This window comes from Achromobacter sp. MYb9 (genome assembly GCF_002975275.1).
In the GTDB taxonomy this organism is placed as follows: Bacteria; Pseudomonadota; Gammaproteobacteria; order Burkholderiales; family Burkholderiaceae_B; genus Achromobacter.
The window spans coordinates 63,547-86,491 of record NZ_PCOQ01000016.1 but is presented as its reverse complement, the minus strand read 5'-3'; the positions used below and the strand labels follow the sequence as shown (position 1 = coordinate 86,491).

The 22,945-nt window shown below is 66.3% G+C and carries 20 protein-coding genes; 18 read left to right on the top strand and 2 right to left on the bottom strand.

The annotated features are described in order from the left end of the window. Positions 1 to 114: 114 nt before the first annotated feature. The 6 genes from CQ050_RS21030 to otnK all read left to right on the top strand — a co-directional run bounded on the left by CQ050_RS21030 (position 115) and on the right by otnK (position 6,168). Entirely contained in the window at positions 115 to 753 is a 639-nt protein-coding gene (locus CQ050_RS21030; protein ID WP_105558770.1) for an aldolase, read from the top strand. Between the two features lie 74 nt (positions 754 to 827). After that, positions 828 to 2,156: an MFS transporter gene (locus tag CQ050_RS21025; protein ID WP_199196885.1), complete on the top strand. Its 1,329-nt coding sequence runs from the start codon at positions 828 to 830 to the stop codon at positions 2,154 to 2,156. A 40-nt stretch (positions 2,157 to 2,196) separates the two neighbouring features. After that, positions 2,197 to 2,982, top strand: coding sequence for a 2-oxo-tetronate isomerase (gene otnI / locus CQ050_RS21020; RefSeq protein ID WP_105558769.1), 786 nt, complete (start codon positions 2,197 to 2,199; stop codon positions 2,980 to 2,982). A 10-nt stretch (positions 2,983 to 2,992) separates the two neighbouring features. Next, on the top strand, positions 2,993 to 3,967 hold the full coding sequence (gene denD / locus CQ050_RS21015; RefSeq protein WP_105558768.1) for a D-erythronate dehydrogenase: 975 nt from the start codon (positions 2,993 to 2,995) through the stop codon (positions 3,965 to 3,967). Positions 3,968 to 4,009: 42 nt separating this feature from the next. After that, a complete protein-coding gene (ltnD, locus tag CQ050_RS21010) occupies positions 4,010 to 4,918 on the top strand; it encodes an L-threonate dehydrogenase (RefSeq protein WP_199196884.1) in 909 nt (302 codons plus the stop codon). Further along, entirely contained in the window at positions 4,915 to 6,168 is a 1,254-nt protein-coding gene (gene otnK / locus CQ050_RS21005) for a 3-oxo-tetronate kinase (protein WP_105558767.1), read from the top strand. Before ltnD ends, otnK begins: the two co-directional genes overlap by 4 nt. Before the next feature lie 12 nt (positions 6,169 to 6,180). On the opposite strand, the gene CQ050_RS21000 is transcribed toward otnK, so the two are convergent. Next, on the bottom strand, positions 6,181 to 6,888 hold the full coding sequence (locus CQ050_RS21000; RefSeq protein ID WP_105558766.1) for a FadR/GntR family transcriptional regulator: 708 nt from the start codon (positions 6,886 to 6,888) through the stop codon (positions 6,181 to 6,183). A 118-nt stretch (positions 6,889 to 7,006) separates the two neighbouring features. After that, the gene (locus CQ050_RS20995; protein ID WP_105558765.1) at positions 7,007 to 7,903 is read right to left on the bottom strand and encodes a LysR substrate-binding domain-containing protein; all 897 of its coding nucleotides are present in this window, start codon (positions 7,901 to 7,903) and stop codon (positions 7,007 to 7,009) included. A 176-nt stretch (positions 7,904 to 8,079) separates the two neighbouring features. On the opposite strand from CQ050_RS20995, the gene CQ050_RS20990 reads away from it, so the two are divergent. The 12 genes from CQ050_RS20990 (at position 8,080) to CQ050_RS20935 (ending at position 22,937) form a co-directional block, all read left to right on the top strand. Continuing rightward, positions 8,080 to 9,411, top strand: coding sequence for an MFS transporter (locus CQ050_RS20990; protein WP_105558764.1), 1,332 nt, complete (start codon positions 8,080 to 8,082; stop codon positions 9,409 to 9,411). Beyond that, positions 9,408 to 10,505 (top strand): M14 family metallopeptidase, encoded by a 1,098-nt coding sequence (locus CQ050_RS20985; RefSeq protein ID WP_105558763.1) that lies wholly within the window; start codon positions 9,408 to 9,410, stop codon positions 10,503 to 10,505. The genes CQ050_RS20990 and CQ050_RS20985 overlap by 4 nt, the downstream gene beginning before the upstream one ends. 255 nt (positions 10,506 to 10,760) lie before the next feature. Next, positions 10,761 to 11,624, top strand: a complete 864-nt coding sequence (locus CQ050_RS20980) for an ABC transporter permease (RefSeq protein ID WP_233214203.1) — start codon at positions 10,761 to 10,763, stop codon at positions 11,622 to 11,624. Between the two features lie 3 nt (positions 11,625 to 11,627). Continuing rightward, entirely contained in the window at positions 11,628 to 12,674 is a 1,047-nt protein-coding gene (locus CQ050_RS20975; RefSeq protein ID WP_105558762.1) for an ABC transporter ATP-binding protein, read from the top strand. 8 nt (positions 12,675 to 12,682) lie between these two features. After that, positions 12,683 to 13,564, top strand: a complete 882-nt coding sequence (locus CQ050_RS20970) for an ABC transporter permease (protein ID WP_105558761.1) — start codon at positions 12,683 to 12,685, stop codon at positions 13,562 to 13,564. A gap of 26 nt (positions 13,565 to 13,590) precedes the next feature. After that, complete coding sequence (locus CQ050_RS20965; RefSeq protein ID WP_105558760.1) at positions 13,591 to 14,838, top strand: amidohydrolase family protein; 1,248 nt, start codon at positions 13,591 to 13,593, stop codon at positions 14,836 to 14,838. Positions 14,839 to 14,843: 5 nt separating this feature from the next. After that, a complete protein-coding gene (locus CQ050_RS20960; protein ID WP_105558759.1) occupies positions 14,844 to 16,502 on the top strand; it encodes an amidohydrolase family protein in 1,659 nt (552 codons plus the stop codon). Position 16,503: 1 nt separating this feature from the next. Beyond that, complete coding sequence (locus tag CQ050_RS20955; protein WP_105558758.1) at positions 16,504 to 17,481, top strand: GTP-binding protein; 978 nt, start codon at positions 16,504 to 16,506, stop codon at positions 17,479 to 17,481. Between the two features lie 93 nt (positions 17,482 to 17,574). Beyond that, entirely contained in the window at positions 17,575 to 18,624 is a 1,050-nt protein-coding gene (locus CQ050_RS20950) for an ABC transporter substrate-binding protein (protein WP_105558757.1), read from the top strand. Positions 18,625 to 18,808: 184 nt separating this feature from the next. Continuing rightward, a complete protein-coding gene (locus CQ050_RS20945) occupies positions 18,809 to 20,920 on the top strand; it encodes a TonB-dependent receptor domain-containing protein (RefSeq protein WP_105558756.1) in 2,112 nt (703 codons plus the stop codon). A gap of 116 nt (positions 20,921 to 21,036) precedes the next feature. Continuing rightward, the gene (otnI, locus tag CQ050_RS20940; protein WP_105558755.1) at positions 21,037 to 21,822 is read left to right on the top strand and encodes a 2-oxo-tetronate isomerase; all 786 of its coding nucleotides are present in this window, start codon (positions 21,037 to 21,039) and stop codon (positions 21,820 to 21,822) included. 134 nt (positions 21,823 to 21,956) lie between these two features. Continuing rightward, entirely contained in the window at positions 21,957 to 22,937 is a 981-nt protein-coding gene (locus CQ050_RS20935) for a tripartite tricarboxylate transporter substrate binding protein (protein ID WP_105558754.1), read from the top strand. The last annotated feature ends 8 nt before the right edge of the window (positions 22,938 to 22,945 follow it).

The following is a 22,945-nucleotide window of genomic DNA, read 5'->3' as shown; positions in this document are numbered from 1 at the left end:
TTTGTATGATGACCCGATAACTTCTATTCAAGAGACAGGTCATCATGCTGGTTGCGCCGCCGACTTTCCCGCCGCTTTCCTGGCGGTCCCGCCCCTGCGTGCCGGGGGCGTTCCATGACTGAAGAATCCCGCGTTCGCGAAGACATCTGCACTGTCGGCGCCAGCCTCTACAACCGTGGCTACACCGTGGGCGCGGCCGGCAACATCAGCGCCCGCCTGGACGACGGCTGGCTGATCACGCCTACTGACGCCTGCCTGGGCCGGCTGGACCCGGCGGAGCTGGCCAAGGTCGACCTTGCCGGCCAATGGATCTCGGGCGCCAAGCCGTCCAAGACCCTGGTGCTGCATCAGGGCATCTACCGTGCCAGCCCCGAATCGCGCGGGATCATCCACACGCACTCCACGCACCTGGTCGCCCTGACGCTTGCCGGCGTCTGGCGGCCCGACGAGGTGCTGCCGCCCCTTACCCCGTATCAGGTCATGAAGGTGGGCCGCATCCCGTTGATCGGCTATCGCCGCCCCGGCGATCCGCAAGCCGCCGCCGAGGTGGCCGCGGTGGCCGGGCAAGTGCGCGGCGCGTTGTTCGAGCGCCTGGGCCCGGTGGTGTGGGAACGCTCGGTCGCGCACGCGTCCCATGCGCTGGAAGAACTGGAAGAAACGGCTCGCCTGTGGCTCATGAGCCACCCCCGGCCCGCGCCGCTATCCGCCGACGCCATTGAAGAACTGCGCGCGACCTTCGGCGCGCGCTACTGACCCCGCCATTCCTATAAAGCTGCCCGGACGCGCGCTGCGCGTCACACGGCGGCACACCCTTTTGGAGACTTGTCATGCCCCCGATGGAAATCGCATCGACCGCGCCCGCCGCGGCGATGCAGCCTGAATCCCGCGAGACCGCCCGCGCCTATGCCAAGGTGTTCTGGCGCCTGGTGCCGTTCTTGATGCTCTGCTATGTGATCGCCTATCTGGACCGCGTCAACGTGGGTTTCGCCAAGCTGCAGATGTCGCAGGACCTGGGCTTCAGCGAAACCGTCTTCGGCCTGGGCGCCGGCGTGTTCTTCATCGGGTATTTCCTGTTCGAGGTGCCCAGCAACCTGCTGATGCACCGGCTGGGCGCGCGCATCTGGATCGCGCGCATCATGATCACGTGGGGCATCCTGTCCGGCATGTTCATGTTCGTCGAAACGCCCACCGGCTTCTACATCCTGCGGTTCCTGCTGGGCCTGGCCGAAGCCGGTTTCTATCCGGGCGTGATCCTGTACCTGACCTATTGGTACCCGGCCCACCGCCGCGCCAAGATCATCGCGCTGTTCATGTCCGCCATCCCGGTGGCCGGCATCTTCGGCAACCCGCTGTCCGGCTGGATCATGGAAGCCTTTCACGGCACGCACGGCCTGCAGGGCTGGCAGTGGATGTTCCTGATCGAAGCGGTTCCCGCGTTGCTCATCGGCGTGGCCACCGTCATGTACCTGGACAACGGCATCTCCAGCGCCAAGTGGCTGACCGCCGACGAAAAGCAGGTCCTGACCCGCGAGATCGAGCAGGACCAGAAGCAGACGGGCACGCAGAAGCACTCGCTGCGCGCCGTGTTTTCGGACAAGCGCGTGTGGTGGATGTGCCTGATCTACTTCGCCTTCGTCGCCGGCCAGTACGGCCTGACGTTCTGGATGCCGACGCTGATCAAGTCAACCGGCGTCACGGGCGCCTTCAACATCGGACTGCTCAGCGCCATCCCGTTTCTCTGCGCCATCGTCGTGATGAACCTGCTGGGCCATTCGGCGGACAAGCGGCGCGAACGCCGCTGGCACCTGATCGTGCCGGCGCTGGCGGGCGCGGTGGGTTTCACCGCGGCGGCCTCTTTCGCCGACAACACCGTGGTGTCGCTGATCTGCCTGTCGATGGCCGCGGCCGGCGTGCTGACGTGCGCGCCGTTGTTCTGGTCGCTGCCAACCGCCTTCCTGTCGGGCACCGCGGCGGCGGCGGGCATCGCCATCGTGAACTCGGTCGGCAACCTGGCCGGCTTTGCCAGCCCTTACATGATCGGCTACCTGAAAGACCTGACCAGCTCGACCGCATCCGGCATGTACGTGCTGGCCGCCGTGCTGGTGATCGGCGCCATCGCGGTCTGGTTCACGCCGGCCAAGCTGGTCAACCGCTGATGGCCGTGCGCCGCTCTTACTTCAACTTCAAGGAACCACCATGCCGCGCCTAGCCGCCAACCTCACCATGATGTACGCCGAACATGCCTTCCTGGATCGTTTCCAGGCGGCCGCCGGCGATGGCTTCACCGGCGTCGAATTCCTGTTTCCCTACGAATTCACCGCCGCTGATTTGAAAGCGCGTCTGCAGGACAACGGCGTGACGCAGGCGCTTTTCAACGCGCCGCCCGGCGATTGGGCCGCTGGCGAACGCGGCATCGCGTCGCTGCCGGGCCGGGAAAGCGAGTTCCAGCGCGGCATCGACCAGGCGCTGGAATACGCCGACCAGCTGGGCAATCGCAGCCTGCATGTGATGGCCGGCCTGATCCGTCCGGGCGACGACCGCGCGGCGCATCGCGATACCTACCTGAAGAACCTGGCGTTCGCGGCGCGCGCGGCCGAATCCGCCGGCATCACCATCGTGATCGAACCCATCAACACGCGCGACATCCCCGGCTTCTTCCTGAACCGCCAGGACGACGCGCAAGCCATCTGCGCCCAGGTCGGCGCGCCCAACCTGAAGGTGCAGTTCGACTGCTACCACTGCCAGATCGTCGAAGGCGACATTGCCGTGAAGCTGCAGCGCGACATCGCCGGCATCGGCCACATCCAGATCGCCGGCGTGCCCGACCGGCACGAGCCCGACCTGGGCGAACTGAATTATCCCTACCTGTTCGAGCGGATCGACGCGCTCGGCTACACGGGCTGGATCGGCTGCGAATACCGTCCCAAGGCCGGCACCTCCGCGGGGCTGGGCTGGGCCCACCCTTATCTTGCCAACCATTGAGCATCCCATCATGAAGATTCTGATCACCGGCGGCGCCGGATTCCTGGGCCAAGGACTGGCCCGAAAACTGCTCGCGCAAGGCGTGCTGACGCTTGATGCCACCGGGCCGCAACCCATCACGCAGATCGACTTGCTGGACGTCGTCAAATCCGACGCGGTGACCGATCCGCGCGTGCGATCGCTGGAAGGCGATATCTCGGACCCGGCGGTGCTGCGTCAGGCAATCGACGCGGACACGCGCGCCATCTTCCATCTGGCCGCCATCGTCAGTGGCCAGGCGGAAGCAGATTTCGATTTGGGGATGCGCATCAACCTGGACGCGTCGCGCGCCTTGCTGGAAACGTGCCGCGCCGTGGGCCACACGCCGCGCGTGATCTTCACCAGCTCGGTGGCCGTATACGGCGGCGCCTTGCCCGAAACCGTGCGCGACGACACGGCGCTAAGCCCGCAATCGTCCTATGGCACGCAGAAGGCCATCGCCGAACTGCTGCTGGCGGACTACACCCGGCGCGGTTTTGTTGATGGCCGCGTGCTGCGCCTGCCCACGATCAGCGTGCGCCCGGGCCGCCCCAACGCTGCTGCGTCCTCGTTTGCCAGCGGCATCATTCGCGAACCCTTGAACGGCGAAGCGGCCGTCTGCCCGGTCGGCGCCGATACGCGCCTGTGGCTGCTGTCGCCGCGCGGCGCGATCCAGGCGCTGATCGCGGGTTGCGAATTGCCGGCCGACGCCGTGGCCGACCGTTCGCCGATCAATCTGCCCGGCGTGTCGGTCACGGTGGCCGAGATGGCGCAGGCGCTGCGCGACGTGGCGGGCGACGAAGTCGCCGACCGCATCACGTGGCAAGCCGACGAGCGCGTCGAACGCATCGTGGGAAGCTGGCCGGGCCGGTGGGACACCACCCGCGCTACCCGCCTGGGCCTGAAGGGCGACAGCGACTTTGCGGAAATTATCCGCGCCTACCTGGCCGACGACCTGCCGCGCTAAGCGCGGCCGGCAGCCCCTGGATTTTCCGGAACGACGAAAGACATGACCTTGAACCAAACTTCTTCGCGCCGCGTCGGCGTCATCGGCCTGGGCGCCATGGGCGCGGGCATCGCGCAAAGCCTGCGCCGCGCGGGCCACGACGTGCACGTCTACGACATCCGCCCGGAAGCCGCCGCGGCCTTTGCCGCGCAGGGCGGCGTGGCTTGCGCCACGCTGGCCGACATGGCCGCCGCCTGCGACATCGTGATCAGCGTGGTGGTCAATGCCCAGCAGACCGAAACCGTGTTGTATGGCGACGGCGGCATGGCGGCCGCATTGCGCGCGGGGGCTGTCTTCGTGATGTGCTCCACCGTGGATCCTAGCTGGTCCATCGCGCAGGAAGCGCGCCTGGCCGGGCAGGGCGTCCTGTACCTGGACGCGCCGATCTCCGGCGGGGCGGCCAAGGCCGCCGCGGGGCAGATGACAATGATGACCGCCGGCAGCGCCGCGGCCTACGAGGCCTGCGGCGCGGTGTTGGAATCGATGGCAGGGAAAGTCTATCGCCTGGGCGACCGCGCCGGCGCGGGCAGCAAGGTCAAGATCATCAACCAGCTGCTGGCCGGCGTGCACATCGCGGCCGCCGCCGAAGCGATGGCGCTAGGGTTGCGCGAAGGCGTCGACGCCGATGCCTTGTACGAAGTCATCACGCACAGCGCGGGCAACAGCTGGATGTTCGAAAACCGCATGGCCCACGTGCTGGCCGGCGATTACACGCCGCTGTCGGCGGTGGACATCTTCGTGAAGGACCTGGGCCTGGTTCTGGATACGGCCCGCCACACGAAATTCCCGCTGCCGCTGGCATCGACGGCGCACCAGATGTTCATGCAGGCGTCCACCGCCGGGCACGGCCGTGAAGACGACAGCGCCGTCATCAAGATCTTTCCGGGTATCACCTTGCCGGAGGCAAAATGAGCATCAAACTGGGCTGCATCGCCGACGATTTCACGGGCGCCACCGATCTTGCCAACAACCTGGTGCGCGCCGGCATGCGCACGGTGCAGACCATCGGCATTCCCGGCGCGCCATTGCGCGATGACGCGGATGCCGTGGTCGTGGCGCTGAAGACGCGGACCCTGCCCGCGGACGAGGCCGTGGCGCAGTCCCTGGCCGCGCTGGAATGGTTGCAGGCTCAGGGCGCCGAGCAGATCTATTTCAAGTACTGCTCCACGTTCGACAGCACGCCGCAGGGCAACATCGGCCCCGTGACCGATGCGTTGATGACGCGGTTGGGGACGGGTTTCACCATCGCCACGCCGGCATTCCCCGACAACAAGCGCACGGTATTCAAGGGCTACCTGTTCGCCGGCGACGTGTTGCTGAACGAATCGGGCATGCAGCACCATCCGCTTACGCCGATGACGGATCCGAACCTTGTCCGCGTGCTGTCGGTGCAGACCTCCCGCAAGGTTGGCCTGATCGATTACACCGTGGTGGCCGCCGGTACCGAGGCGATCCGGGCGCGCATCCAGGCGCTGCAGGCCGAGGGCGTCGAAATCGCTATCGTGGATGCGGTTTCCAATGACGATCTGCGGGTCCTGGGGCCCGCTCTACGCGGGATGGCGCTGGTGACGGCGGGGTCCGGCGTGGCGATCGGCCTGCCGGGAAATTGGGGGCTGACGCCCGTCGGCGCTGCCGCCCAGGCGCGCGTTGATGGCCTGCGGGCAGTCGTGGCGGGAAGCTGCTCCACCGCCACCAACGGGCAGGTGGCCGCCTTCGTCGCCAGCGGCCGTCCGGCCTATGCGCTGGATCCGATGCGGCTGGCGGCGGGCGAAGACGTGGTCGCGCAAGTGCTGGCCTGGGCCGAGCCGCGCATGCAGGATGGGCCGGTGCTGGTCTATTCCACCGCGCAGCCGGACGCGGTCAAGCAGGCGCAGGGCGTGCTGGGCGCGGAGCGCGCGGGCGCCATGATCGAAGACGCCATCGCGCGCATCGCGGTCGGCCTGGTGGAACGCGGGGTGCGGCAGTTGATCGTGGCGGGTGGCGAAACGTCGGGCGCGGTGGTGCAGGCGCTGGGGCTTGAGCAGATCGCCATCGGCGAACAGATCGACCCGGGCGTGCCGTGGTGCGCAGGCTATACGCCCATTGCGCAGGGCGATGTCAGCATCGCGCTGAAGTCCGGCAACTTCGGCACGCCGGATTTTTTCATCAAGGCGTTCGGATAGTTTCCGGCGCGCCTAGCGATGCGCCTGGCTCAGCCGCTTGGCCGCATTCACCATGTGGATGCGGGCCGCTTCGCGGGCGCCTTCCACGTCTTGGTCGCGGATGGCTTCGACGATGGCGATGTGTTCTTGCATCACATCGCGCATCAGGTTGGCGTGGCGGGCCTCGTTGCCGCGCGTCACGCGCGTGGCGGCTTCCAGGAACTGGCTGACAAAGGCCAGGGTGGTCAGGAAGTACGGGTTGCCGGTGGCGCGCGCGATGCTGCGGTGAAACGCCACGTCTTCCTTCACGCCGTCGCCGCCGTCGGCGACCGCTTGGGATATTGCCGCCAGCGCGTGGTCTATTTCCGTCATGTCGCGCTTTTTGCGCGTCGCCGCGGCCTGGGCGGCGATTTCGGTTTCCAGCGCGCGGCGCAAGTCCACGATGTGCAGCACGGCCTCCAGCGAACTTAATTCGGTGGCGTCGATCCGCAGCGCCCGGTTGCCCGTCAGGCCCGTGACGAACACGCCGCTGCCTTGCCGCGCTTCAACGATGCCGTCTTGCCGTAGCCGCGACACCGCTTCGCGGATGACGGTGCGGCTGACGCCGAACTGTTCCGCCAGCGTGGCTTCGGTGGGCAGCTTTTCACCGGGCAGCACGCGGCCCTCGTCGATTTCGGCGAGCAGGCGCTTGGCGACGGTGTCGGTCAGCGTGGGAGGGGAGGGAAGTCGTGGAAACGCCATGGATAATGACCGCAAAAGGGGGGCGGCAGGCCGGTGTCGAAGCCATCGGCGGGCCCGGCGCCAATGATAACCGGTTGCCCCACGGCCGATTGGCCCTGAAAGCAGCCTTGCATAGGCGTTAGGCCGCAGGACCGGGGCGCGCCGTCATCAGGCAGTCGATGAAGCACTGGGCGGCCGGCGTGGGCGGGGAATCGGACCGCGTCAGAATGGACACCCGCGCCGCGGGCAGTTCGTGCGCCAGCGGCAGCATGCGCAATGGCCGCGGCATCAGTTGATGATCGAACAGCGCCTGCACGAAGATGCCCAGCGCATCGCTTTGCGCCATGATGGCCAGCGCGATCGCGATGGACTGGCACGGGATGATGTCTCGCGGCGGCGGCAAGCCATGGGCGTCGAACGCCAGTCGCAGCAGGTTGGCCGGGGCCTGGATGTTGCCGGGCAGCAGCCACAGCGCGTCGTGCATGTCGGCGAGGCTGCGCGCGCGGCGCAAAGGGTGGCCGATGCGGGCGCCCACCGCCATCGGCAGGGTGAACAAGGTCTGGCGCGCGAAGCCGTCGTCGATGTTGCCGTCGTACTCGGTTTGCACCAACAGGTCGTAGTGGCCCGATTCCAGTTGCTCGTGGCTGTAAGGCGGGGCGACTTCGTTGAACGATACGGCCACGCGCGGCATCCGGGCGCGGAACGCCATCAGCGCGGCAGGCAGTGCCGTCAGCGCCGAAGAGCTGATGGCCAGATTCAGCGTGCCGCCTTCGCCGTCCCGCATCTGGCCGATTTCCTCCTGCGCCTTTCGCGCTTCCTGCAGGATCAGCACGGCGCGCTTGTACAACGCCTCGCCGTAGGTCGTCAGTTCCACGCCGCGGGCGCTGCGGCGCACCAGTTCGGCTCCCACGCTGTGTTCCAGTTCCCGCAGGCTGCGCGTCGCCGCGGGCTGGGTGACGAACAGCGCGCGTGCCGCGGCGCGGATGCTGCGGTGGTCGGCGATCAGGACAAAGGCGCGTAATTGGCGCAGGTTCATGGAGGAGAGCCCGGGGTCGGAACCGTCTAAAGACGGGTTGGCATATAAGAAAAAGGTTTCACTGGAACAAAAATACTGTCTTTTCCTTATCGTGCGCCATCCGTATATTCATCCACGCGGGTCGTCACAGCGTCCGGATTCACGGACCGGCGCCCCACGGACATCAAGGGGAAAACATGTCTATCGCCATCGCCGCCGCTCCTGGCCGGCAGCCTCTGCATTCGTCGGCCGCGCGCCGGCGCGTGATCGCCGGCACGACCATCGGCAACGCGCTGGAGTTCTTCGACTTCACCGTCTTCACGTTCCTGATGCTGATCATCGGCCCGTTGTTCTTTCCGGCCGCGTCCAGTTATGGCCAGCTGCTGCTGACCACCGCCACCTTTGGCGTGGGTTTCCTGATGCGGCCGGTCGGCGGCATGCTGATCGGTTCGTATGCCGACCGCCATGGCCGGCGCGCGGCCATGACGCTGACCTTATGGCTGATGGGGCTGGGCTGCGCGCTGATCGCGGCGGCGCCCACCTACGCCCAGCTGGGCGTGATGGGTCCCGTGCTGATGGTGCTGGCGCGGCTGATCCAGGGCTTTGCCGCGGGCGGCGAGGTGGGCGCCTCGACCACCCTGCTGTTGGAGCATGCTCCGCCGAACAAGCGGGGGTTCTATTCCAGCTGGCAGTTCGGCAGCCAGTCGCTGGGGGTGATGCTGGGCGCGTTGACCGTGGCGCTGTTGACCGCCGTGCTGACCAAAGACCAGATGCAGGCGTGGGGCTGGCGCGTGCCCTTCGTGATCGGCATTCTGACGGTGCCGGTCGGGGCCTACATCCGCCGCAACCTGGAGGAAACGCTGGAGCCTGCCCATGCGCCCCAGGCCGCGCGCGCCGCGTCGGGCCACCAGCCGCTGCGGCTGGTGTTCGCGCACCACAAGGCGCGGGTGGTCAAAGGCATCCTGCTGGTGATCGGCGGCATGGTGTGCGCGCAGATCATCGGCTTCTACATGCCCGCCTACGCCAGCAAGGAACTGGGCCTGCCGGCGTCGTCGGGCTTGTTCGCCAGCGTCGTGCTGGGGGCCATCGGCTTTGCGATCGCGCCATTTGTCGGCAAGTTGGCCGATCGCTATGGCCGCAAGAAAGTCATTTTCTGGTCGCGCGTGGCAACCATCTGCGTGTTGCTGCCGTGCTTCCAGTGGCTGGTGTCCGCACCCAGCACGGCCCGGTTGATGACCGTGATCGCGCTGCTGGCCGTCTTGCTGGCGTTGCAGATGGCGCCCACGATCACGATGCTGCCCGAACTGTTCCCCAAGGCCGTGCGCACCACCGGGATGTCGGTCGTGTATGGTCTGGGCATCTCCGTCTTCGGCGGTTTCGCGCAGTTCTTCGTGACCTGGCTGCTGCACGTCACCGGCAACCCTCTGGCGCCTGCCTGGTATTTGATGGTGACCGTGGCGCTATCCACCGTCGTGCTGTTCTGGATCCAGGACCGCACCGGCCATGCAATCGACTCCCAGGAGGCATGATGCCCAGCAGTACGAGCTACTTCCCCCGCAGCTACGCCGAATCGCGCGAGCGCTTCTTGTCCGATGCCGCGCGCCTGGGCGCCGACGTGCGATCGTGGCCGATCGAAGCCGTGGGCAGCGACGGCGAGGCGCTGGCCACCGATACGGCGCTGATCGGCGCAGCCGACGCCACGCGCCTGCTGATCATGACGTCGGCCACGCATGGCGTGGAAGGCTTTTGCGGCGCGGGTTGCCAGTTCGCGCTGATGGACGACGCCCCGATGCAACAGCGCGCGCGGCAAGCGGGCGTGGCCTTGTTGCTGGTGCACGCGGTGAATCCCTACGGTTTTTCGTGGATGGCACGTACCGACGAGGGCAACGTGGACCTGAACCGCAATGCGCAGCCGTTCGGCGGCACGCCGCTGCCGGCCAATCCGGGCTATGGCGATTTGCACCCCTTGCTGCTGCCCGAAGAATGGCCCCCGTCGGACGAGAACCAGCGCGACCTGGCCCGCTATGTGGCCGAACATGGGCAGGCCGCTTTCGCGCAGGCAGTGTCGCGCGGGCAGTACACGCACGCCGATGGGCTCTTCTACGGCGGCGCCGCGCCGGCGGCATCGCTTGCCAACCTGCGGCGCATCCTTGAAACGCAGGCCGGCCGCTACGCGCACATCGGTTGGATCGACGTGCATACGGGCCTGGGCCCGCGCGGGCACGGCGAGAAGATCTATGCGGGCCGACGCGATGACGCCGAAGTGGCGCGCGCGCGGCAATGGTGGGGCCTGGACATCGCCGTGCCGTTTCAAGGCACGTCGGCATCGGTCGACATCACCGGCCATCTGGCGGGCCTGATCTATCAGGCTTGCCCCGAATCGTCGCCGACGCTGATGGCGCTGGAATACGGCACCGTGCCGTTCGACGATATCGTGCTGGCGCTGCGTGGCCGCAACTGGCTGCGCTCGAATCCCGACGCGCCGCCCGCCTTGCGCCGCGACATCCTGCAGGCCACGCAGGACGCGTTCTATTGCCATGCCTACGACTGGCATGGCATGGTGCTGGGCCAAAGCCGCGTGGCGGTGCTGCAAGCGTTGTGCGGACTGCAAGCCGCGGCCTGACCCCATCGCCGGCAACGCCCGCAATCCTGCCTTGATTCCCCGGGTTGCACCCGCCGCGGGTCTTTCCCCGCAGCGGGTTGCACCTGTGGGGACGGCCCCGCCAGGGATTACCCGCGAGTGAGGGGTAGTCTTGGGTTATCCCTAGTTGAGCCGAGCAGCAACCCGTCGATATGCTTCGGTTAACCGAAGGAACCGCAGAGTTCAAACCGGAGGAGTTTCAAACCGAGCCGGCACTCGCTGACAAGGAATCAGGATTTGCATAGCGCGCCTCCTTTGGACCCGGCCGTCACGGCCGCCCGGATCAAGCCCATTCGCGTGATCCCGTGGGCAACGTGGCTGCACCGCGTCTTCGTCGTTCTGATGTATGCGTTCATGCTCTGCCCCATCGTGCTGGTGGTCTGGCTGAGCTTCTTCAAGGACGCCATCCTCTACTTTCCCCCGTCCGGCTACACGCTGTCCTGGTACGTGAAAGCGTGGCAGAACCCGGCGTTCGCCAACGGCTTCCTGTTCAGTCTCCAGGTGTCGCTGGTGGCGGCCGCCATTGGTGTCGCGATGGGCGTGCTGGCCGCGGTGGCCATTGCCCGCTACCGCTTCCAGGGCAGCAAGGGCATCAACACCTTGCTGCTGTCGCCGCTGCTGATTCCCGGCATTGTCGCGGGTGTCGGCATCTACCTGTTCTACCTGCGCGCCGAGGAACTGCTGGACCAGGACATCATCGGCACCTTCGGTGGCCTGGTCATCGCGCACGTGTGCCTGACGATCCCGTGGACGGTGCGCCTGGTGACGGCGGGGATGGCCGGCCTGGACGGTTCCATCGAGGAAGCCGCGCGCAACCTTGGCGCCAGCGCGCCGGTCGCTTTCATGCGCGTGACGCTGCCGATGCTGCGCCCCTCCATCGTGGCGGCGGCGCTGTTCAGCTTCGTGGTGTCGTTTGAAAACCTGGAGCTGTCGTTGTCGCTGGTGGGGCCGGGCCGCACCACGCTGCCGATCGCCATCATGCAGTACCTGGAATTCAATCTGGACCCGACCATCGCTTCGGTGGCTTCGGTGCAAATCTTGCTGTTGGGAATCATCATGCTTGTGACCGACCGCTACGTGAAACTCAGTCAGGTGGTGTGAGAAATGGCGAAGGTCTCAATCGAAAATATCCGCAAGCAATTTGGCGCGGCCGTCGCGGTATCCGACTTTTCACTGGAGATCGCCGAAGGCGAACTGGTGACGTTCCTGGGCCCCAGCGGCTGCGGCAAGACAACCACCCTGCGCATGATCGCCGGATTCATCACGCCCACCGCGGGCCGCATCCGCATCGGCGACACCGATGTCACGCGGCTGCCCGTGCACAAGCGCGACACCGGCATGGTGTTCCAGCGCTATGCGCTGTTTCCGCATATGACGGTGGCCGAGAACGTGGCGTTCGGGCTGGAAATGCATAAGGTGCCCAAGGCCGACCGCGACGCCAAGATCCGCCGCGTGCTGGACATGGTGCGCATGACCGAACTGCGCGAGCGCTATCCGCGCCAGTTGTCGGGCGGTCAGCAGCAGCGGGTGGCGATCGCGCGCGCGCTGGCCATCGAACCCAAGGTGTTTCTGCTGGACGAGCCGCTGTCCAACCTGGACGCCAAGCTGCGGCTGGAAGTGCGTGAAGAGATTCGTTCGTTGCAGCAGCGTCTTGGCCTTACCACCGTGTTCGTCACGCATGACCAGGAAGAGGCGCTGGCCATCGCCGACCGCATGGCCATCATGCACGACGGCATCGTGCAGCAGGTGGGTGCGCCCGACACGCTGTATGAGCGACCGGCCAACCTTTTCGTGGCCGACTTCCTGGGCAAGATGAACGTGTTCACGGGGCGCGGCGACGCGGCCAATCAGTTCCACACCGACGCGGGCCAGTGCATTGTCACGCCTGGCGGGGCCGGTGCCACGCATGTGGGCGTGCGCCCGGAACGCGTGCGGCTGGCCGGCCAGCCCGAAGGCGGCAACGCGCTGGCGGGCGTCGTTGAGTCGTCGTTGTACCTGGGGTCGGTGCTGGAAGTGCGCGTGCAACTGGAAGGCGGCAACCGCATGATCAGCCAGATCGTCAATGGCGGCGCGGGCCGCGCCCAACCCGCGGCAGGCGCGCGGGTCTACGCATGCTTCGAGCCCGAAGACTGCGTGGCCTTCACGCAATAGGAGCCGCCATGACGACTGCGAACCAAGACGGGCGGCCCAGCCGCTGGTTGGGGCCGGGGCTGGCTTTTCCGGCGTCGCTGGTAGTGCTGGTGATCATCATGGTCCCCATCTTCCAGCTGGCGCGCTACAGCTTCAACCATTTCGATCCGGCGGAACTGATGCAGACCGCCTTCACCTTCGAGAACTACGCCAAGTTCTTTGGCGACCCGTACTACCGCGATATTTTCTTCACGACCTTGTGGGTGGCCGCGCTGTGCACCGTGCTGGCGCTGGTGTTGGGCTTTCCCGTGGCGTATTTCCTGGCGCGCACGCAAAGCCGGTACAAGAGCCTGTTCGTGATCCTGCTGGTGTTCCCGCTGATGGTCGGCAACGTGGTGCGGGCAGCGGGCTGGATGGTGGCGCTGGGCAACGCGGGCGTCGTGAACGCGGTGCTGCAGGGCGTGGGCCTGATCGACCGGCCGCTGACGTTGATGTACACGCCGACGGCGGTGGTCATCGGCACGACCGCCGTCGTCATGCCCTATCTGATCCTGACCTTGCAAAGCGTGCTGGAAGGCATGGACCTGTCGGTGGAAGAGGCCGCGCGCAACGTGGGCGCCAGCTTCTTCACGACGTTCCGCCGCATCGTGCTGCCAATTGCCGCGCCCGGCGTGGCCGCGGGCACGATGCTGGTCTTCATCCTGTGCATGAACGCCTACGCCACGCCGGTGCTGCTGGGCGGCTCCGGCCTGACGATGATGGCGCCCGCGTTGTATGACCAGATCACGCGGGCCTCGAACTGGCCGTTCGGCGCCGCCCTGGCCGTCATCCTGGTGTGCGGCACGCTGGTCATCGCATTGATTTCGAATTGGCTGATCCATCGGCGCTACATCAAGACCATGGCGTCTTGATTCCGAATCTATAACAAGGAACTTTCATGGCATCCGTACTGTTCAAAAACGCGAACCTGCTTGATCCCTTGCAGGCCGACCTGCTGGAAGGCCACCATGTGCTGGTCGAGGACGGCGTCATCAAGGAAGTCTCCGACAAGCCGCTGTCCAGCGCATCCGCGCAGGTGATCGACGCCGCCGGTCGCACCCTGATGCCCGGCCTGATCGACCTGCACGTGCACGTACTGGCCACGCAGCTGAACCTGAGCACGCAGGGCGTGTTGCCGGACGCGTTGGTGATGATGCGCGCGGTGCCGATCATGGCCGCGATGCTGCGCCGCGGCTTCACCACGGTGCGCGACGCGGGCGGCGCCGGCTGGGGCTTGAAATGCGCCGTGAATGAAGGCACGGTCAAGGGACCACGCCTGTTCATATCGGGCCGCGCCATCAGCCAGACGGGCGGCCACGGCGATCCGCGTCCGCGTTCCGACCACCTGCGCCCCATGAGTTTTTGCGGCTGCTGCTTCCGCGCCGGTGACATCGGCCGCGTGGCCGACGGCATCGATGATGTGCGCAAAGCGGTGCGCCAGGAACTCCAGATGGGCGCCGACCAGATCAAGATGATGGCCTCGGGCGGCGTCGCCTCGCCCACCGATCCCATCGCGTCCTTCGGTTATTCGGAAGAAGAAATCCGCGTCATCGTCGACGAGGCGGCTAGCCGACAGACTTATGTGATGGCGCATTCCTACACGGCCGATGCCATCGAGCGCGCCATCCGCAACGGCGTGCGCACGATCGAACACGGCAACCTGGTGGACGAACGCGTGGCGCGCTTCATGGCCGAGAAGGGCGCCTTCGTGGTGCCCACGCTGGTGACCTACGAAGCGCTGGCGAACGAAGGCGCCGACTACGGCTTGCCGGCGGACTCGGTGGCGAAGATCGCGACCGTGCGCACCGCCGGCCTGCATTCGCTGGAAATCTACAAGAAGGCGGGCGTGAAGATCGGCTACGGCTCGGATCTGCTGGGGCCGTCGCAGCGCCTGCAAAGCGACGAATTCCGTATCCGCAACGAAGTGCTTTCCACGCAGGAAGTGATTCAGTGCGCCACCACCACGGCTGCCGACGTGCTGAACCAGGTGGGCCAGCTTGGCCGTATTCAGCCGGGCGCCCTGGCGGACGTGCTGCTGGTGGACGGCAACCCGTACCGCGACTTGTCCTGCCTGCTGGGGCAGGGCGAGCATCTGGCCCTGATCATGAAGGGCGGCGTCATCGAACACAACGGATTGGGGGTGTAAGCGCCATGAGCGATCCCACGTTTTCGCAATCGGAAGTCGGCGAGGAATCCCGCGACGTCAACGCCGCCAAGGGCTGGCACCCGCCGACCGCGCCCGCGCCGCGCGACCGTGGCCTGGGGCCGTTCCCCCGGCTGATCCTGCGCGGGGCGACAATCATCGACGGCACCGGCGCGCCGCCCTGGGGGCCGGTGGACATCGTCATCGAGAACGACCGCATCACCGCGCTGGTCAACGTGGGCACGCCCCACAAGGCCATCGACCCCAAGCGCCGCCCCGGCCCGGGCGACCACGAAATCGACTGCCACGGCAAGTTCGTCACCCCCGGCTTCGTGGATGCGCACGCGCATATCGGCACGCCGTACCATGCCATGAGCGGCATCGTCCCGCCCGCCGACTACATCTACAAGCTATGGCTGGCGCATGGCGTGACGACCGTGCGCGAGATGGGTGCGATGGGCGGGCTGGGCTGGACGCTGGAACAGCGCGAACTGTCCGCCGCCAACAAGATCGCCGCGCCGCGCATGGTGGTGCATTCCGTATTTCCCGCCGTGAACGACCGCGTCAAGACCATCCACACGCCGGAGCAGGGCCGCGAATGGGTGCGCAAGCTGGCTGCGCGCGGCGCGGACGGCATCAAGTTCTTCGGCGCCCCGCCCGCCATCATGGAAGCGGCGCTGGACGAAGCCGCGCAACAGGGGCTGCGGTCCGGTTGCCACCACGCGCAGATGGCGGTCACACGGGTGAACGCGCTGAAATCTGCCCGTTGGGGGCTGACCAGCTCCGAGCACTATTACGGCTTGCCGGAAGCGCTGTTCGAAGACCGCATCGTGCAGTCCTTTCCGACGGACTACAACTACAGCGACGAATACTACCGCTTCGCCGTGGCCGGCCAGACCTTCATGCAGGCCGCGCAGCCGGGGTCGGCCAAGTGGCGCCAGGTCATGGACCAGTTCCTGGAAGTGGGCCACACCTTCGTGCCCACCTTCAATATCTACGACGCCAACCGCGACCTGATGCGCGCGCGACGCGCCGATTGGCACGACGAATACACCTGGAAGGCGGTCTGGAAATACTTTCAGCCCCAACGCGGCGGGCATGGCGCCTACTGGTATCGCTGGAGCACCACCAACGAGATCGAGTGGAAGCAGAACTACCGGTTGTGGATGCAGTTCATCAACGAATACAAGAACCTGGGCGGCCGCGTATGCGCAGGCAGCGATTCGGGCTTCATCTTCCAGATCTACGGCTTCGGCTTCGTGCGTGAACTGGAGCTGCTGCAGGAAGCGGGATTCCATCCCATCGAAGTGCTGCGCGCGGCGACCTCGCAAAGCGCGGCGCTGCTGGGCATCGATGACGACACCGGGTCCATCGACGTGCAGAAGCGCGCCGACCTGCTGATTCACGACCAGAATCCATTGACCGATTTCAAGCTGCTGTTCGGCACCGGCGCCATGCGATTGAACGACGATACGGCCAAGGTGGAATGGAAGCGGTGCCTGCAGACCACGATCAAATCCGGCGTGGTGTACGACACCGCGGAACTGCTGGCCGACGTGCGCAAGATGGTCAAGGACAGCTGGGCGGAAGACGCGGACGGCGAACGCCCGCCCTTTGGCGGCTCGCCGGCGGGTTCGCCTTGCGACAACGCGGAAGCGGACGCCTGACATGGCGGTCGACCTGTTCCTGCTTTGCGGTTTCCTGGGCAGCGGCAAGACCACGCTGCTGGTGGACTACCTGCGCGAACCGGCGTCCCGAGACACCGGCGTGATCGTCAACGAGGCGGGCGAAGTCGGTGTGGACGGCGTCATCGTCGCCAACGATAGCGACAACGTGCCGATGACGCTGATGGCCAACGGCTGCGTCTGCTGCTCGCTACGCAGCGACCTTATCTACACGCTGAGCGCGCTGCTGGACGCACCGCGTCCCGACGGCGAAGGGCCGCTCCAGCGGGTGATCCTGGAATGCAGCGGCTTGTCGCGCCCCGGGCCGATCATCGCGTCGCTGGCCGACCCCGAGCTGGCCGCGCGCGGCCTGAGGCTGACGGTGGTCTGCACCGATGACTGCGCGCGGGACCCTGACGCGCTGGCCGAGCTGGACGAAGCCATGGCGCAGTTCGGCGCCGCGCACCGCATCGTGCTGACCAAAACGGATCTGTTGCCGGCGGACGCACTGCAGGCGCGCGCCACGCGTGCCGCCAACCTGAATCCGTTGGCCGCCGTCATTGCCGAGCCGGACCGCCGACGCGCCGTGCAAGCCGCGTTTGCGCCATCGCAGGGTGTCGCGGACCTGGCGGGACTGGCCGCGCGGATGCTGACCGCGGGCAGCCAGGCCGCCGCACACCCGCGCATCCGCGTCATGGCGGCCCGCGCGCACGCAGACATCAGCTGGACCGATTTTTCGGAATGGCTGGACAACCTGGCGGGGCTTTGCGGAGAGCGCCTGTTGCGGGTCAAGGCCGTGGTGCGCGTCAACGACTGCGCCGAACCCATCCTGATCCAGTCCGTGGGCACCACCTTCAGCGCGCCGCAACGCCTGACGCGGCAGCCCGATGCGCCAGACGCCATCATCGTCATCGCGCGCGATATCGACGCCGGCCAGATCCAGGCGTCCGCGCCCCATGCGCCCGTGGATATGCTGGCCTGAACGCCGCCCGAACCCGGGACGCGCGGCCGGGCACAGCCGGTCACGCGTCCGCACCGTAGCAAGTCGTCAGTTCCCCTTCGATACGAGGTTGTTATGCAAGAGAAAAACCTGACTCGCCGTGGCTTCATCAAGACCGCTTCCGGCCTGGCGCTGGCACCCGCGCTGGGCTGGGTGCCTGGCATGGCGCACGCCGCCGAAAAAGAGATCGTCGTGGGCACCTGGGGCGGCGATTACCAGAACCTGCTGCAACAGATCATCAACCCCATCATCGACAAGAAGGGCGTGAAGGTCGTCTACGACACGGGCAACGCCGTCGGCCGCGTCACCAAGCTGCGCGCCGAAAAGAACTCGCGGCGCGGCAGCATGGACGTCGCGCTGCTGGGTGAAGTCGACATGTACGACGCCGAACGCTCGGGCACGCTGGAGCCGATCGACGCGAGCAAGCTGCCCAATCTGGCGCATGCCATCGGCGCGCTGAAAACCGCGTATTCGATCCCGCATATCTTCAGCGCGATGACGTTGGTCTACAACACCGAGAAGTTCCCGACGCCGCCGGATTCCCTGGAAGCGCTGCTGGATCCCAAGCTGAAGGGCCAAGTGGGCTTTTCGGACATTCTGTACCTGTACAACGCCGTCTTCGTGGGCCTGGGCGCGGGCGGCGACACCAAGAGCTTCGACGGCGGCAAGCGCTTCCTGACCAAGCTCAAGGCCAACGCGCCGCGCATCTACCCGTCCAACGAGGCGGTCGCGTCCGCCTTCAAGTCCGGCGAAATCGCCATCGCATGCATGTGGAAGGCGCGCGCCTTGCAGTGGAAGGACAGCGGTTTGCCACTGGGCTTCGTGATCCCCAAGGAAGGTTCGGTGCCGGTGTCGTTCGAAGCCGGTATCGCCAAGAACAGCCGCAACAAGGATGCGGCCTGGGAATACCTGAACGCGATGCTGGACCCGCAAGGCCAGATCGGTTTCGCCGAAAAAATGGGTTACGCGCCCACCGTCACGAATGCGTCGCTGCCCGACAACCTGAAGCGCGTGGGCTTCTCGGAGGCGGAAGTGAAGCTGCTGCATGCCTATGACCTGAAACGCCTGACGGAAGGCAAGGCCGACATGCTGGAATTCTGGAACAAGGAATTCAAGGCGGGTTGATCGGCGCGGGCGTCAGGACGCGGTAGCGCTGCGTCCGGCCCATTGATCGCGGTTCAGCGCGGCCGATAGCCCCGGCCGCGCGATTACGTCTGAACGAAGTCGCCCTGCGTCATCTTGCGTCAATCATGAAATGTTATATCATTCGTCAGTTATTTGTAATGATATAACATCCAAGAGAGCGAAGATGAAAGGCAAGAAGCTAGGGGCCAATGAGGAAAGAGCCGGGGCACAGGCGCTGCGGGCCAACCGCCGCGGCGCGTTGAAACCGCTGGTGTGTTCGTTGATGCTGATCGCACCCGTCGCGCAGGCCGAGGCCCAGGCCGAATCCGAACGCGCCAAGACGCTGGCCCCCATCACGGTGTCCGCCAACCCGTTGGGCCTGGACTTGAACAGCACGACCTTGCCTGCCTCCGTGCTGGAGGGCGATGCGCTGATCGAACAACGCGCCGGCACCTTGGGCGACACGCTGAAGAACCTGCCGGGCGTCAATAGCGACACCTTTGGCGGCGGCGCCAGCCGTCCGGTGATCCGCGGCCAGACCGCGCCGCGCGTCAAGGTGCTGTCCGACGGGTCCGAGGTGATGGACGCGTCCAGCATTTCCCCCGATCACGCGGTGACGGTCGAGCCGATGTTGGCCGAGCGTATCGAAGTGCTGCGCGGGCCGGCCACCCTGCTGTACGGCGGCGGCGCCATCGGTGGCGTGGTGAACGTGGTGGACAAGAAGATCCCGACGTACGTCCCGGAAAAGGGTATCGAGGCCGAAGCCGAATTGCGCGGCGCAACCGGCACCAAGGAGCGCGCGGGCGCCGTGGGCATCACCGCGGGCGAAGGCCAGTTCGCCGTGCGCGTGGAAGGCATGAAGCGCCGCACCAGCGACTACGACGTGCCCGATTGGCCGGGTGGAAAGTTGGCGGGTTCGTACAGCGAGTCGTCGCAAGGGTCGGTCGGCATGTCGTGGATCACGCCGCGCGGCTACGTGGGCCTGGCGTTCACGCACCTGGAAAGCAAATACGGTCTGCCCGGCCACAACCATGAATACGAAGGCTGCCATCCGCACGGCACGCACCTGCATTGCGGCGGCCACGACCACGGCGAAGAGGAAGAAGGGCACGACCACGAGCACGAACATGAGGGCGGTGACGTGCCCTACGTGAAGCTGCGCAGCAACCGGCTGGACCTGCGCGCGGAATACCAGGACCCGTTCGCGGGCTTCGAAAAAATCCGTGTACGCGGCGGCCTGACCGACTACCAGCACGACGAGATCGAAGACGGGCAGGTGGGCACGCGTTTCAAGAACAAGGGCTACGACCTGCGCGTGGAGCTGCAGCACAAGCCCATCGCTGGCTGGCGCGGCGTGGTGGGCGTGCAGAACGCCTACAGCGATTTCCGGGCCGAGGGGGAAGAAGCGTTCCTGCCCCGCAGCAAGACGCGCTCCAACGGCCTGTTCGTGCTGGAGGAATACCAGTTGAACGATTGGCGCTTTGAAGTGGGCGCACGCCAGGACTGGCAGCGCATTTCGCCGTCGGGCGGCGCCGCGCGCAGCAGCCTGTCGGGCACCTCGCTGTCGGCCGCGGCCATCTGGGACTTTGCGCCGCAGTACTCCGTGGCGCTGTCCTTGTCGCGTTCGCAACGGCTGCCCAATGCGCAGGAACTGTACGCGGACGGCGTCCACCTGGCCACCAACACGTACGAGCTGGGCAACGCCGACCTGGGCCGCGAAACATCGCACAACATCGACCTGACCCTGCGCAAGCACTCGGGCGACACCACGTTCTCGGCCAGCGTGTTCCACAACCGGGTCAAGAACTACATCTACGCGAATACGCTGGACCGTTATGAAGACTTCCGCCTGATCGAATACACGCAGCGCGACGCCGAATTCACGGGCGTCGAAGGCGAGTTGCGGCACCAGTTCACCCCCGTGTTCTCGGCGGCGGTGTTCGGCGACTACGTGCGCGGCAAGCTGACAAGCGGCGACGGCAATCTGCCGCGCATTCCGGCGGCGCGTGCGGGTGTGCGCGGCAACGTGACGTGGCAACAGTGGTCGGGCGGCGTGGAATACGCGCGCGTGTTCTCGCAAAAGGACATTGCGTCGTACGAAGACAGCACCCCGGGCTACAACCAGGTCAACGCCGTGGTCGCGTATCGCGGCCGCTACGGCGAGACGGGCTACGAAGTCTATCTGCGCGGCACAAATCTGTTGAACAAGCTGGCCTACAACCATGCGTCGTTCATCTCGTCGGTGGCGCCGCTGCCGGGCCGCAGCGTGCTGCTGGGCGTGCGGATGACGTACTGATCGTCTGCTGCTGCGCGCCGGGTGCTCCGTTTCGACGGCGGGATTCCGGCGCTGGCAGCCCGAGCGGCGGGCGGTGTGCTAAGTTGCCGGAGATGCCGCCCGGCCCGGAGCCCGCCATGCTGAAATTCGCCGCCAACCTGTCGATGATGTACCCGGAACACGCGTTCCTGGACCGCTATGCCGCCGCCGCGGCGGATGGGTTCCTGGGCGTGGAATGCATGTTCCCGTACGAGGCCCCCGCGGCCCTCGTGCGCGCGCGCATGGATGCGGCCGGCGTGTCGCAAGTGCTGTTCAACGCGCCGCCCGGCGTGGTCAGCCAGGGCGAGCGCGGGCTGGCGGCGTTGCCCGGCCGGCAAGCGGAATTCCAGGCGGGCATCGAACAGGCGCTGGCTTACGCAACGGCACTGTCCTGCTCGAACGTCCACGTGATGGCGGGCCTGGCGCCGGCGGACATACCGCGCGAGGCCCTGCTGGACTGCTATCGCGAGAACCTGGCCTGGGCCGCGCGTCAGGCCAGTTCGGCGGGCGTCACGGTGCTGATCGAGCCCATCAATACGCGCGACATTCCGGGCTATATCCTCAACCGCCAAGACGACGCGCATGCCATCGTGCAGGCGGTCAACGCGCCTAATCTGAAGGTGCAGATGGACCTCTACCATTGCCAGATCGTGGAAGGCGACGTCACCGCCAAGCTGCGCGAATACCTGCCCACCGGGCGGGTGGGCCACCTGCAGATTGCTGGCGTGCCGCTGCGCCACGAGCCGGACCGGGGCGAGCTTGATTACGGCTGGGTGTTCAACGTGCTGCGCGAACTGGATTACCGCGGCTGGATTGGCTGCGAATATCGCCCCGCGGGCGACACGTCGGCCGGCCTGCGGTGGCTGTCCGCCGCCCGTGGCTGACTGCCGCGATTGCTGCCAATGCGCGATTTCCCGATGAGGGTTTCCCGGGTTGCCCTGAAATGCGCGTCGCTGTAAATATAATTAATATGTTAACTAATAAGAAGCAATCGAACGCCATTCGAGGAGACCAGGTCATGACCACAAGCTACATCCGCCGCGCCTTGCTGGTGGCGGCGCTGACGGGGGCCGCCGCGTTTTCCGCCCCGGCTCCCGCTGCGGACTTCCCCGACCATCCGATCCGTTGGCTGGTGCCGTTCAGCCCCGGCGGGGGCAGCGATATCGCCACCCGTATCGTCGCCCGGCACGTGGGCGATTCGTTGGGCCAGACGGTGGTGGTCGAAAACCGGCCTGGCGCCGCCACCATCGTCGCCGCGCAAGAAACCGCCCGTGCCGCGCCCGACGGCTATACGCTGATGACGGCGGGCATGAGCACCCTGGCCCTGAACCCCTGGCTGTACAAGAACCTGCCCTACGATCCGGCCAGGAACCTGACGCCGGTATCGACGCTGGTGGCGCTGCCCATCGTGCTGGTGGTCTCGCCCGATTCCGGCCTGGCCGACCTGCCTGCGGTGATGGCTTACCTGCGTAGCCCCAAGCCGGGCAGCTATGCCTCGTTGGGCGTGGGCAGCCCCCATCATCTGGCCATGGAACTGTTCCTGGAATCGTTCGGCGGTCGGGCGACGGCCATTCCCTACAAGGGCACGCCGCCCGCCTTGCAGGACGTCGCTTCCGGCGTGGTGCCGATGATGATGGCCGACCTGGCCGCCGCCCGGCCGTTGATCCAGGCGGGCAAGCTGCGCGCCATCGCGGTGCCGTCGGCACGGCGGTCGGCGCAACTGCCGGACGTGCCTACCTTCGCGGAAGCAGGCGGGCATGTGTTTGAAGCGGCGGCGTGGCAAGGCGTGGTGGCGCCGGCTGGCACGCCAGCGCCCATTGTCGAAAAACTTAGCCGCGCCATCGTCGCGGCGCTGCAATCGCCCGACGTGATCAAGCAATTGACGCTGCAAGGCATGGAGCCCACCGGCAGTACACCGCAGGCATTCGCTGCCTATGCCGGGGAGGAATACAAGCGCTGGGGTGCGGTGATCCGCCACAAAGGCATTTCGGCGGAGTAAAGCGCAGC